The organism is Caldicellulosiruptor morganii, assembly GCF_026810225.1.
Lineage (GTDB): Bacteria > Bacillota > Thermoanaerobacteria > Caldicellulosiruptorales > Caldicellulosiruptoraceae > Caldicellulosiruptor > Caldicellulosiruptor morganii.
In genome coordinates this window covers 130,983-143,600 of the sequence record NZ_CP113865.1, presented here as the reverse complement: position 1 = coordinate 143,600, position 12,618 = coordinate 130,983, and the positions used below count along the sequence as shown (strand labels likewise).

Sequence of the window (12,618 nt, the reverse complement as noted above, 5' to 3'; positions counted from 1 at the left end):
AAATTTATAAAAAATCAATTGATTTTTTTGTCATAAATCTGTCAAAAAAGTCCAATATTTAATTTCACTTATTTTTATTGTATAATAGATTTCAGCAAATTAAAACGAAAAGGATATCACTGCCAAAATGGTAATAGCTGTGATGGACGGACAGGGTGCAGGACTTGGGAAATCATTTATTAAAAGACTTAAAAAAGAGCTTAAAGATGATGTAAAAATCGTGGCACTTGGAACAAACGAAGTTGCAGTGCAGAACATGCTAAAAAGCGGAGCAGATAGCGGATATTGTGGTGAAGATGAAATTGTCTATTTTTTAACAAACTTTGTGCCCGATGCAATTGTTGGACCTATTGGTATTCTGAGCTGCGGTGGCATAAATGGTGAAATCACTGCAAAGATAGCACATCTGGTTTTCAGCCTTGATTGCAAAAAGTACATAATACCCTTGAATCTTCACGGAATATTTATTCCCGGAACAGTTAATCTATCCATGAAAGAGATATTTTCACAGATAATTGAGGATATAAAAGAGGCTTTGAAAAAAGAGGATGAGGAAAAGCTTTATCTTCCCCATCCTCTTGAGTAGTCTTCATAGCAATCAAGGCACAAAAATTTGCCTTCCAAAATTCTTATTCTGTGCTCTGCTGCCATCTCGCCGCAGTTTTCACATTTCAAAGACCTGAAAATGCGTGCCATATTTGGAAGTTTGTCTTTTGGTTCTTTGTACTCGAAAATCTCATCCAAATCTGCAGAAAGGATATACTGCAGGTTTTCTTCTCTTGATCTGTTTTCATTAAAACCTCTGAAAACAATTCTGATACCCTGATTTGTATCCCTTCTGAAAAAAGTAAATGCCTGTTTGCCCCTGTCTTTGAAAATAAGATTGCCTTTGCCGGCACTGCAGCCCAGAATTGCCTGAATGGCATCAACACCACACGCATCATTTTCTGCAATGCAAACTATCTCTTCATCGTGAGAAAACCTGAGCGAAAGCTTTTTTACTGCTGCCTCACATGCCCTAAAACCAATTGCAAGCCCGGGACATACATGCCCGTGAAACTTAGCTGCTTTTTTCCAGAGCATTTCTTTTTCCCATGTCATAATTAACACCACCTTTCAAACATGTCATTTGCTTTGCACTTTGAAAATTTCCTCTTTTAACCCTTTGGGAATATCAATTCTTTCATAATAAGGCTTTATGTCTATTACAGGTGAGCCGTCTATTGCATCAATACCTTTGACAACAAGAACATTGCCTTTTATATCTATCAGTTCTGCAATATCAAGCAGAATTGGATTGGGTCTGTTTGGAGACCTGCATGCAAAAACACCCTTTGGTACATCAGAAAACGGAGTCAAAGTTGTTAAAACTTCTCTGCTTGATTGATGACCCCAGTACAAAACAATCAAATATCTTGCCTCTTCAATATCCTTCAGCCCTTCAATGTATTTTTCAAATATTTCTATATAGCAAACCTCTTCTGAATCCGCACCCTGGCGCGGCGCCTGTTCTTTTGTTTTATATGGGCTGTGAATTATTCCTATTTTTACAAGTTCCATCAGATCAAAATCACCTCTTTTAAAAATTAACTTTTGTTTAAATAGCAGAAACCTCCGGTACAACAAATATTTCATTGCCATGTTTTTCTACTTTTACATCTATTCCATATACCCTTGAAATCACATCGGCTGTAATTATCTCTTTTGAACCCGAGGCAAATATCCTGCCATCCTTAACAAAGACAAACCAGTCAGAAAATCTGATTGCTAAATTCAGGTCGTGCAGAATTACAACCACCAGAATACCTTTTTGTTTTGAGAGCATTTTTAAAATCTTCAAAACCTCTATTTGATTCTTCAAATCAAGGTTGTTTATTGGCTCATCCAGAAGCAAAACCTTCGGGTCTTGAACAAACGCACGTGCTATCACCACCTTTTGAAGCTCACCGCCGCTTATCTCATCCAAGTATCTGAAAGCAAGGTGTTTTAGCTGAAAAAGTTCAAGCGCCATTTCAACCTTTTCCAAATCTTCTGAAGAGGGAACAAGCCCTGTAAAATGCGGCTTTCTGCCAAGAAGGATTGCTTCATACACTGTTATCCTGTTTGCAGTGTATCTTTGCGGAACATATGCAACAGTCTTTGAAAGCTGGATGTGCGAAAAACTATTTGCGTCCCTGCCATCTATAAAAATAGCTCCACTTTCTGGCTTCAAAAGCCTTGCTATGCATCTCAAAAGCGTGGATTTTCCCGCGCCGTTGTTTCCTAAAATTGACACAATACTGCCTCTTCCTGCTTCAAAAGAAATTCCACTCAAAACCTGAAAGTCTTTGAAGCTGAACTCAAGGTTATCTACCTTCAGCATTTTATCATACCTTCTTTCCGCGGATTAAAAGATACATAAAAAGCGGTGCACCAAGAAAAGCTGTGACAGCACCAACCGGCAGAACAACCGGTTTTATTATAAGTCTTGCCACTGTGTCTGACAAAAGAAGCAAAAACGCACCCACAAGCCCGGATGCTATTGTCAAAAACCTCTGGTCATTCCCTATAAACCTTCGTGCTATGTGAGGTGCAACCAAACATATAAAACCTATAATTCCCAGGAAGGAGACAATCACAGATGTTATAAAGCTGCTTACTAAAATCCCCAGAAATCTTGTCCTTTCGACATTTACACCAAGGCTTTTTGCAATATCCTCACCGCTTGCAATTGCATTGTAGTTCCATGAATTTACCAGAAAGTACACCCACGCCAGAATTACAAAAATTGCCATCAATTTTACATCGCTCCATGTGGCTCTTCCAATATCGCCAAACGTCCAGAACACAAGCGCAGCAATTTTGACATCCGATGCAAAATACTGAATCATTGTTGTTGCAGCACCAAACAAAGAACTAAGAGCAACACCGGAGAGCACAACAGCCTCGGGTGAAAACCTCTTTATTTGCGCCAAAGCAAGCACAACTATAGTTGACAGCATTGACCCCAAAAAAGCACATGCAACAACCACTGACGGATGCAAAATTGTAACAGAGTCAGAGGCGGCAGAAGATGTAGCACCGCCGCCCAGAACAATTATCCCAACTGCTGCGCCAAACGCAGCACCCTGCGAAATTCCAAGAGTGAAAGGCGAAGCCAAGGGATTGTGAAAAAGGCTCTGAATAGCAGCTCCGCCAATTGCAAGACCAATCCCTGCTAAAATTGCAGCAACAACTCTTACAAGTCTTATGTCAAAGACTATAAGAGCTGTTCTCTCATCGCACTTCCCCAAAAAAGCCTTTAAAACATCCGAAAAGCTCAAATCCGATGAACCTGAGGATATTGCATAGATTGAAAGAAGCACTGTTAGAAAAACAACCACAAGCAAAAACAGCACTTTTTCAAAGATAAGCTTTTTGTAGCCAAGCTTTAAATTTTGCTGTCTTTCTTTGCTTTGAGTCATATTCGCAAAACCTCTTTTGTTATATTTTATATCTTTTAGTCAAGCTTAATTCTTACAAATCCACCAAATTTCTTTGCCATCTTGCTGTAAAGTGGCTTTCCTAAGAAGAACTTGTAAATCTCATCAGCTTTCTTGATTGGGTCAACATCTCTGAACCTGTCAGGGTACACAACCTTTGCAATCCAGAATGTGTCTGCCAAAACAGTGTCAATGTTTGTCCAGTAGAAGTTGTAAGGAAGCTGACCATAGACTTTTCCATATTTGAAAGCTGAAAGTGATTTGTAAAACTCGGGGTTTTTCCTGTAGTCCTGTTTTACAAGATCTATATTCGCCTCATCAATAAATACAATGTCAGGGTCCCACTCTAAAATCTTTTCTTTTTCAACCATGAACCATCCTTCTTTGTTGGCGCTATCTGCTACATTTACTGCGTTTGTCGCCAAAAACGGAAAGTACTTGCCCATTGTGCTCTCAAAACCATGCCCGCCTTTGAAGCTGATAGCTCCAACATACACCCTTGGCTTTTTGGAATCAGGAATGTTTCTCGTCCTTTCATTCAAAAACGCTTTGCACCTTTGCATAAAGCTGATAAGATCCTCTGCGCGCTGCTGCCTTTCTACAATTTTACCAATAAGTCTTAGTGATTTGTAGACATTCTCATCAAAAAGAAGCTTTGTACCATAGTCAAGCACAACAACAGGAGTTTTTGTTTTTGCCTGAAGGGCATCTGCCTTTGCTCTGTCTAAAAAACTTGCGGCAAAAATAACATCAGGTTTTACAGAAATAAGTTTTTCCGGGTCAGGTGATGAGTCTGCCCCGCCCTGACCTATTACAGGCAGTTTTTTGAGTTCAGGGTATGCCATTATATATGTTCTTGAACCCTCTTCCCATGCCTTTTCTGCATTTTCAACTCCAACTATGTTCTTTGTGCCATTTACATACAAAACAAGCCTGAGCGCCCCAGGTCCTATTGCCACAATTCTTTTGTTCTTCTTGTTTTCAATCTCCACTTTTCTGCCAAGAAGGTCAGTCACAATTAGCTTTGAAGGTGCTTTTTCCTGTTTTGCATAACCCGAAAGCGCACCTGACACAATCAGCAAGAAAAGACTTGCAATTAGAAAAACACTTACTATGCTCTTTTTTGCCTTAAAATAATTTGGATTAAAGCTTCTGCCTCTCATTAACTTATTTACCTCCTCTGTATGAATTTATAAATAAAATAATAAAGCCCACAGAAAGGCGAAAATCTCACCCTTCGTGGGCTTTGTTCTCGAAATCTTCGGTTTTACTTATATCAATTTTATCCTGCCCAATACCTCTAAATATTTACAGCACCTTCGTGGTGCCATACAAATTATTCTGACTATATCAGTAAACTTAATTCTGCTTTTGAGCCATATTTACTCTTTCAGTCAGAATCAAGCAACTCATATAGTAAATTAGTATCCAACGCAAGTTTTTGCCCCGCTTTTAATGTTCCCATTCTTCTCTCATCTCTTCAGTGAACTACCATCCACCTGAAGAGGTGAAGGCTTCGTGAGAAGTTTGGTAGCATCTTAAGCTACCCTTATTCTCACAGGATGGTTCACACACCCACTACTGGTTATCTGCTTTATCGCAGACTCACCAGCTACCTTTAAAAGTATGTTTATCGCCCCATTTATATCCGCATTCACCACATTCCCACAATTCTTGCATACATACAAGCCCCTATGCTTTCTGTTACTTTTGTCAACCACCCCACATCTGCTGCACCTCTGTGACGTATAGCTTTCCTCTACCTCCACATACTCTATTCCATATAACCTGCACTTTGCTTCTAATTTTCCCTTAAACCTCTTGTATGGTATTCCCACAAAGTTCTGATTGTTCACCTTCCCCAGCTCTATACCATTCTTTATCTCTTTCATATTACCCACAACAACTATTCCTATTTTATTTTCCAGACAGTGCTTAACTACAACGTTTACAGCCTGATTTAAAAAGTTCTCAACTATATGCTGTCTTTTAAGAGAAATTTGAGCAAGTTTTGAACCATATTTGATTCCCTGTTTGGAGTATACACTTTGCAGCCTTGCTTTTTCTTTATTGTACCATCGGTTGACTGATTTTAAAAACCTGCCCTCTATCAAAAAGGCAGTCCCAATGGTATCCGTAAGCGCTGCAAAGTTGTTTAATCCTAAGTCTATTGCCAAAATCCTGCTTATGTCAAGCTCATAATCCTGCTCTTTTTCCTCATACACATACTCAATCTCAAACCATTTCCCATGGTATCTTGGAATTATCCTGACTTCCTTAATCTTTTTGCCTGCAATGTTTTTTGGTAAATCAAAATATAGGTATCTTACCCCAAACTCCTTTGAAAAGTTTCTGCCTAGGCTCAGTCTCACTTTCTTATCTTCTATCTTGAACTGGTCTTTTGGAAAAACTATCTGATACATCCCATCCTTGGGCAGATACTTTGGCATTAGAACTTTTTCTTTTACCTTTCCTTCTTTTTTGGCTTTCAACAAGCTCAAAAAAGATTTAAAAGTTTCATCAACCGAAATAAGTGTCTGCTGGGCAATCTGTGATGGCAAAAGTCTGTAGTTTTCGTTGCTTTTTGCAATGTGATATACACTTTCATATCGCAGGTGTTCGTGGGTTTGAAAATAGTGCTGTCTTATATGATACAGGGCACAGTTGTATAGATTTTTTGAAAAGTGACAAAGCTTTCGCAAAATTTTGTATGTTTGTTTATCACATCTTATATGATTTTTTTGTGTTTTGTACATTTAACATCACCCAGAAATATTTTATCACATTTTTAGCAATTCATCTCCTTCTTACAGAAGATGGAGTCTTCTTGCTATATTCTTAATAAATTCTTTACTCTCAAGCTTTTCCCATATCTATTGCCCTAAGCCTGCCAGAGCATCTACATAAGACTCAGGACGTTTCATAATAATTAATTCACCTGTTATATAGTCATAGTCCCATATTATATCATTTTCAAGTTTTTCTATAATATATTTTAATGTGTCCACTGGAATTGATATTTTCCTTACATTGTCTATATCCTTAATTAATTCTGACACAGCTAATATCACCACTTTATTTATTTTTCTATTCACTGTATTATTATACCTCTTTCCTTGAGTTAAGTAAAGCTTTATTGAAACAAAGGAAGGCATCAGAAGTTTGTTAACGGTGAGAATCTAAAAGCAAAACTGATTGATGAAAAAACAAAGGAAGAGTATAATATTGGTGATTCGGATACTGTTACGGCGCAGTTTGCTATAGCGTTGCCAATTGCACCGGGATTAAGTGAGGCACCTATTTTTAAACGCTACTTAAAATTTTTTGAGATAGGTGCCTCTATGTGCTGATAATAAATAATAAATTAGGGGGTTAACTAATTGAAGAAAATTTGCTTATTTGATGGCTTAAGAGAATATTTGTCAGATTGTAATACCGGAGATTTTTCAAACTTCTGTCATTTTAAAAATAACAAAGTTTTTTGCTTCACTTATAAACATCCATTTAAATTATACCGGATAGGAGTATTTTGTATTGAGACCAAAAAGTTTAAATGCAAATACTTTAACCTTCCCAATGATATTATAATTCTATATAATGATACTTGTGAAGATATATTTACAATTCATAGCTTTCCTACTCCTTTTCCTAAACTCAGTATAAAAAAGATGAGTTCTGAGCTTGAAGAGGAAGACATAATAGACATTCCACTTTCAGAATCAGAAACCTTTAATAATTACCTTATTTGCAAAGCTGAATATTCAGTATATGCAAAATTGTTGGATAAAAAATATATCTTTGTCAAATTAATACCATATTCTTCTTATAAAAACTACTCAGAAACATTCGAACCATTGTTTTTTCTCATCGATATTGCAGCAAAAGAATATTATCAATTGCCATGCTCCCTATCAAGAACAATAAAAAATATCAATATGACAGAAGTTCATTTGTTCGATTCCAAATACTTATTCTTTGAGATTAGCAATCTGGGAAACTCTGAAAAGTATGACCTTCTTATCAGCAATGAAGAAAGTGATATTTCTTCTGTCAATTATTATACACAAAAACACATAATATACCCTTTTGAACAGTTTAAAGCTGATGTTATAAAAAACTCTGTGGATTTGGAAAAATACACACTCACAACTGCTCAAACCGAAGCCGTTTTACCTTTCTACTTCATTGAAGACGATAATTATTACTACCTTAAAACATACGTAAATGAAAATAAATCCGAATTCTACAAAATCAATCTTTCTGAGAATAGCAATAATCCAATCCTCATTTGTTCAACCAGAGAAAGAATACTGGAAAATTCCCGTTTTACCAATTACAGAATTATCAAAGGAAGGAAAATTGATAAAAAAGATGTCCTTTACATTGCAAGAGAAATAATTGAAAGTCAACGGGTAAGCACTATTGAATCTCTCTACATAGGTGAAAAAATGCTTACCAAAAATTACAACACGTTCAGGTTTGACAGAAATGAAAGATGCTTTGATATTTGTGAAAGCGATGGCTATCTTGTAACAGCAAAATTTTCACAGACAGACGGTTTTATCTTCAGGTTCTTTTCGCTCTTTGATAAAAGCTTGCTGCTGCAAACTAGACCCTGTTCAAAAATCCTGTATTTCAGCAATCCTCTAAACAATGAAGAAGTTCTGGTTATTCCATACTGACACAAAATCTTTAATTGGTTTTTGAAGATAGTGAATATATAAACAGTGAGAATAACAACTGCAAATTTTTTATTTTCTGATGTAGTAATGAGACTGAGTGGAAGGTGAAAACAATAATGAAAAAAATAAATTTTGCCGGCTTTTTATTTGAACCTCAGAAAAACTTAGAAACAAATTTCTCAAAATATTCATTCCATCGTTTGATTCTATGCTTTTCCAATCGATTAATTATCACTGCGAAAAAAGATACTTTGAGCTTATCAAACAAAATTGATAATATTGACATATATGAATGGCAAAAAAATAAAACGTGGCATCCTGTATATTCATACAAGCCAGAAATACCTGTTGATAGAATCTTAAAAATTGATGACAGCAAAAAACTATTATACGCTCTTGCTATTGATGAAAAAAAGTCTGAAATCTATATTCTGGAAATTGATATTATTAACAAAAGAGAGAATATAATGTGCAAAAATAATATTTACAATGCGCACTTAAAAGAAAAAAACAGAGCTGTTTCCATCTTCTTTGTTGAGGCAAAGGAACTTTCAGACAGATTTCTAATTTTTTCTTTAGAGCCTACAGATAAGCTTGATATTCCAATTTATAAGAGTGTATTTATTTTTGATATAGAGAATAAAAGTCTGTATCAGTTACCTTCACAAGAGCAGAATTTTTTGGCTGAACTTGAAATACAATCTACTGTTTTATATAATAATAAGCATATTCTGTTTAAAACAGGCAAGATAGGTGATTGTGAAAAGTTAGATATTGTTATGGATGAAATGAAAAAGGAAGTTTTTGACCCCAAAACTCTTAATGTAAAACAGCAAATATATATTCTTCCTTTTGAACAATTTTTAATGGACTTAAAAAACAACCAGATAGAATTCTCCAGATATTTGGTTGACTTTGCTGACTATGAAGCTGTTTTAAATTCTTCTTATCTTGGGTGGTTTGAAAATGATTGTTACTATTATGTCAAAACATATACAGAACAGGACAAATCCGATCTTATAAAGCTTAAACTTTCAGAAAGAGGTATTGCTGAAAAAGAGGTTATTTATTCCTTTGATGAAAGAATAATCTTAAATTCAATATTTACAGTATATCAAATACTGGACTCGGGAAAAATAAAAGGCAGAGAACTGTTTTATATTGTAAAATCATTCAAGACTAACAAACCCGAACAGCTTGAAATATTTTATTTTGGTGAAAAAACAAAAATAAAAAGGATTGAACCTCTACTTGAAGAAAATGAATCTATTTATCTGTTAAATCTTTGCAAAAACTTTTTCATTACTGCTACTGCTCACTTTAATTTGGATGAGGCTGCTTTTAGCAATCATGATAAACTCCTTCTAACTTACAAAGTGTATTTGCTGAGCACACAGAAGTTAATTGACAGGCTGGATTCTGTTCATATGTGCTATAATATCTTTATCTATGAAAATCCGGATAAAAAAGATGAGATTTTGATTTATTTTTACTGACTTTTATCTAAAATTACGCATGTTTCTGTGTGAAAAATTTTTTTGAGGGTTGTCACTATTATTCACTTTGACAGCCCTCAATTTTAAAAAATCGAAGGGAGTTTTTAATATCATGTCTGAAATTCCGGTAGTGGATTTATCAGAAGCATTAAAGAACTATTATAAAATTCCATGGGAAACTTATACTTTTTCTTCGGACAAAAAAGACAGGTTTTGTGTTTATCCTATTTATCAGAGCTGTAATAGCATAGTGTTCATTGTGGAAAAAAGCGACAGACAGGATGTTATTGAATCTATTATTGTTTTATCCTTTAAAAATAACAAAGTTGAACAAATTATTAATTACAAACTGAAAAACAAAATTTTTAGAATAATATCTTTTGATGACCAGAATTTTACCTTACTTGGATACAAAATATCTTCAAATAACACCAGATTTGCTGAATTACAATTATATAGCATTGACATAGAAGAAAAAGAAGAAAGGCTGATCTACAGTTTTGCAATGGAACTTTCAGGTATGGACAAAAGCTATGAACCTTCAGATTCACTTTTAATTTACACATTTGCACTCAATAAAAGGTATATAATGCTAGTAAATATTGATGAAAAATTCAGAGACAAATCCGCTCTGATAGTTGATCTTCATAATAAATCTGAATTTTATCTTGATCCATTTATAACTGACCATCACTCTATTTTTGAGATTTCTCATGCAGATATAGGGAGATTTAAAAATAAAAGTTACTTGTTTGTTAAAACTGGCAGAATAACTCCAGATGAAAAACGAAACTATTTCAATTGTGGTGCAGACATCATCAACAAGGTTGAAACATTACTGATAATTCCCTGTGAAGAATTAATTCAACACATTGACAGTGGCACAATGCCCTCTTTTTCCAAATACCTAATTGATAAAGCCGAGTATCATGAGACATTGGATTTTTTAAATTGTGGAAAACCCGGCTATGGTTTTTATTACAGTATAAAAAGTTATTCCCAGGACATTGATTCACCATTTATACCTTACAAAAAAGAAAACTTTTTGACAAAAACAACTGATATCTTTGCTTTTGATCTGGAGACAAAAAATAAAAGTTTCATAGGCTCTCTCCCTTTTCCTTCAGAAAGAGTAAGCCCTGTATACAGAGAAGACAACAAATATTTTTTATTGTATTCCCCGTTTCATCCATATCTACTACCAGTTAAAAATTTCTTTATAAAGCATTACATAGGAACAAACCAGATTTCATTTTTGGAACTACCAATTAATTTCCCTACAAAGGAGCTAATAGAAGAGTTTTACCTTTTAAAAAACTTTCCCATTTTCGTCACGCTAAACCCTGAAGAAAAGTATATATCCATTTATTCAATGAATGATAACATACCAATAGTGAAGATAGATTATTTACAGGAATTTTTCTCATTAATTGTAAATTTTGAGACTGATGAGTTAAACGCTATTGTAATCTATCCCAGATTCCTGATAAAATCCTATAACCCCTGATTTTCCTGTGCAGTGTGAATTTTTTGCAATCATGTAATATTTGCAATCTGCGCAATTTTGGTTTAAAGAGAAGAAAGGTGAGGCAGCCTATGAGAAATGTAGCTATTTTGAATATACATAACCTTTGCGAAGAAATATCAAAATATAAGCCCTGCAAAAGTGATGGGATATCACCATTTTTGCAATCAACCGATAACACTTTTGTGCTAAAGCCAAGATTTACTTCAAATGCTGATATTCTGTTTGAAATGGTAAAATACCTTCCCAAAATTACAACCGAAAATATATTCATTGTCAGAGGGAAAGATTTGAGCTGCAAATTCTACAGGTTTTTAAACAAAATTGACAAGATTCTGCTATTCGATGATGAAAACTGTATATTATACGTATACACAGCCCAAAAGCCAAACAAAAATTTAGTGGAAATAAAAATTATTAAAGCTGATCTTATAAATTCTATTGAAAGTGTAATTTTCAATTTTTCAATAGACTATTTTGATAAAAGCCCGGAAGATGATTTTATAAAACCCCTGTATATAAGCGCTTTAAATCAAAGGTATCTTTTAGTTATTACTCCAAACATACCTGATTACCCGAAAAAGATTGCCAAAATTATTGACATGGAAAGCAAAGAGGAATTTCCAATCAATCCCTATCTATTTGAAGAACATGACATATTTGAGATAGCAGACTTAAAGGTTATTCAAAAGCACAGGAACAACAAATACATCTTGATAAAAACCGGTCGAATATGCTCATTTGAAAAAAGACACTTTTACAATTCAAATTCTGATTACAAAGATAAGATTGAAACTTTAATTGTGGCACCTGTTGAAGATGTTCTCGATGAAGCAATGAGCCAGAAAAAAGTGGATTTTTCCAGATACATCATCACAACTGCGGATGAAAATCAGTCTATTGAATTTGAACCTTTTTTAAATGCTGATGACATTTTCTCACCAGAAATAGCTAAAAACTCGCCTTTCATTTTGTATTCAAAGGAAAACTTTGACAGAGACAGTATAGAAATTTTCAAATTTGATTTGAATAAGAGAATAACATCAAAATTAATAACTTCTGAAAGTGAAATCCCTTTTATATACTGCGATGAAAAAGGATATTTTCTGGTAGAAACAAGCTACTCTGATCTGCCAGGTTCAAAGCTGCAAAAATTAACTGTTGAAAAAATATACATTGAAAATCACCAGAAAGAAAAACTGGAATTCTTTGTTGAAAAAGATGAAGTATTTGAAAACATATATTCATTTTCATCTGCAGGCTTTATCACAACAAAAAATGTTTTAAAGGGCAAAATCAAAGTATACTTTTTAGATGAAAAAGAATCTTTCTTTGCAACAAAACTTGATGAGGGTTTTGTACCCATTTTTGATGCAAACAAAAATGAGATAAAGGCTTTTGTAATCTATCCCTTTTTTCTCTGCTAAATCATTCTAAGAATCAGGAGGGCAAAA

Annotated in this window: 12 protein-coding genes; 5 read left to right on the top strand and 7 right to left on the bottom strand. The window is 34.5% G+C overall.

Annotated elements, in window-relative coordinates:
- Positions 1–127 precede the first annotated feature (127 nt).
- Positions 128–586: a DUF3842 family protein gene (locus OTK00_RS00670; RefSeq protein WP_045168506.1), complete on the top strand. Its 459-nt coding sequence runs from the start codon at positions 128–130 to the stop codon at positions 584–586.
- On the opposite strand, the gene OTK00_RS00665 is transcribed toward OTK00_RS00670, so the two are convergent.
- The 7 genes from OTK00_RS00665 to OTK00_RS00635 form a co-directional block, all read right to left on the bottom strand.
- Positions 562–1,101, bottom strand: a complete 540-nt coding sequence (locus OTK00_RS00665; RefSeq protein WP_045168507.1) for an FmdE family protein — start codon at positions 1,099–1,101, stop codon at positions 562–564. The two genes, OTK00_RS00670 and OTK00_RS00665, sit on opposite strands and share 25 nt — an antisense overlap.
- Positions 1,102–1,125: 24 nt before the next feature.
- Entirely contained in the window at positions 1,126–1,560 is a 435-nt protein-coding gene (tsaA, locus tag OTK00_RS00660; RefSeq protein ID WP_045168508.1) for a tRNA (N6-threonylcarbamoyladenosine(37)-N6)-methyltransferase TrmO, read from the bottom strand.
- A gap of 37 nt (positions 1,561–1,597) precedes the next feature.
- Positions 1,598–2,362 (bottom strand): ABC transporter ATP-binding protein, encoded by a 765-nt coding sequence (locus OTK00_RS00655; protein ID WP_045168509.1) that lies wholly within the window; start codon positions 2,360–2,362, stop codon positions 1,598–1,600.
- A 4-nt stretch (positions 2,363–2,366) separates the two neighbouring features.
- Positions 2,367–3,443 (bottom strand): FecCD family ABC transporter permease, encoded by a 1,077-nt coding sequence (locus OTK00_RS00650; RefSeq protein ID WP_045168510.1) that lies wholly within the window; start codon positions 3,441–3,443, stop codon positions 2,367–2,369.
- Positions 3,444–3,478: 35 nt separating this feature from the next.
- Entirely contained in the window at positions 3,479–4,624 is a 1,146-nt protein-coding gene (locus tag OTK00_RS00645; RefSeq protein WP_045168511.1) for an iron ABC transporter substrate-binding protein, read from the bottom strand.
- Positions 4,625–4,999: 375 nt separating this feature from the next.
- The gene (locus OTK00_RS00640) at positions 5,000–6,217 is read right to left on the bottom strand and encodes an RNA-guided endonuclease InsQ/TnpB family protein (protein ID WP_045168512.1); all 1,218 of its coding nucleotides are present in this window, start codon (positions 6,215–6,217) and stop codon (positions 5,000–5,002) included.
- Positions 6,218–6,334: 117 nt separating this feature from the next.
- On the bottom strand, positions 6,335–6,520 hold the full coding sequence (locus OTK00_RS00635) for a hypothetical protein (protein ID WP_241765419.1): 186 nt from the start codon (positions 6,518–6,520) through the stop codon (positions 6,335–6,337).
- Between the two features lie 609 nt (positions 6,521–7,129).
- Here OTK00_RS00635 and OTK00_RS00630 point away from each other — a divergent pair.
- The 4 genes from OTK00_RS00630 to OTK00_RS00615 all read left to right on the top strand — a co-directional run bounded on the left by OTK00_RS00630 (position 7,130) and on the right by OTK00_RS00615 (position 12,591).
- Entirely contained in the window at positions 7,130–8,143 is a 1,014-nt protein-coding gene (locus OTK00_RS00630; RefSeq protein ID WP_157840990.1) for a hypothetical protein, read from the top strand.
- Positions 8,144–8,259: 116 nt separating this feature from the next.
- Entirely contained in the window at positions 8,260–9,639 is a 1,380-nt protein-coding gene (locus OTK00_RS00625; RefSeq protein ID WP_045168514.1) for a hypothetical protein, read from the top strand.
- A 112-nt stretch (positions 9,640–9,751) separates the two neighbouring features.
- The gene (locus tag OTK00_RS00620; RefSeq protein WP_045168515.1) at positions 9,752–11,146 is read left to right on the top strand and encodes a hypothetical protein; all 1,395 of its coding nucleotides are present in this window, start codon (positions 9,752–9,754) and stop codon (positions 11,144–11,146) included.
- A gap of 89 nt (positions 11,147–11,235) precedes the next feature.
- Positions 11,236–12,591: a hypothetical protein gene (locus tag OTK00_RS00615; RefSeq protein ID WP_045168516.1), complete on the top strand. Its 1,356-nt coding sequence runs from the start codon at positions 11,236–11,238 to the stop codon at positions 12,589–12,591.
- Positions 12,592–12,618 lie beyond the last annotated feature (27 nt).

Bases quoted from the DNA above. Each gene is read 5' to 3' on its own strand.
- OTK00_RS00620 (WP_045168515.1), top strand. From the start codon at position 9,752: ATGTCTGAAATTCCGGTAGTGGATTTATCAGAAGCATTAAAGAACTAT.
- OTK00_RS00615 (WP_045168516.1), top strand. From the start codon at position 11,236: ATGAGAAATGTAGCTATTTTGAATATACATAACCTTTGCGAAGAAATA.
- OTK00_RS00655 (WP_045168509.1), bottom strand. From the start codon at position 2,362: ATGCTGAAGGTAGATAACCTTGAGTTCAGCTTCAAAGACTTTCAGGTT.
- OTK00_RS00640 (WP_045168512.1), bottom strand. From the start codon at position 6,217: ATGTACAAAACACAAAAAAATCATATAAGATGTGATAAACAAACATAC.
- OTK00_RS00630 (WP_157840990.1), top strand. From the start codon at position 7,130: ATGAGTTCTGAGCTTGAAGAGGAAGACATAATAGACATTCCACTTTCA.
- OTK00_RS00650 (WP_045168510.1), bottom strand. From the start codon at position 3,443: ATGACTCAAAGCAAAGAAAGACAGCAAAATTTAAAGCTTGGCTACAAA.
- tsaA (WP_045168508.1), bottom strand. From the start codon at position 1,560: ATGGAACTTGTAAAAATAGGAATAATTCACAGCCCATATAAAACAAAA.
- OTK00_RS00670 (WP_045168506.1), top strand. From the start codon at position 128: ATGGTAATAGCTGTGATGGACGGACAGGGTGCAGGACTTGGGAAATCA.
- OTK00_RS00665 (WP_045168507.1), bottom strand. From the start codon at position 1,101: ATGACATGGGAAAAAGAAATGCTCTGGAAAAAAGCAGCTAAGTTTCAC.
- OTK00_RS00645 (WP_045168511.1), bottom strand. From the start codon at position 4,624: ATGAGAGGCAGAAGCTTTAATCCAAATTATTTTAAGGCAAAAAAGAGC.
- OTK00_RS00625 (WP_045168514.1), top strand. From the start codon at position 8,260: ATGAAAAAAATAAATTTTGCCGGCTTTTTATTTGAACCTCAGAAAAAC.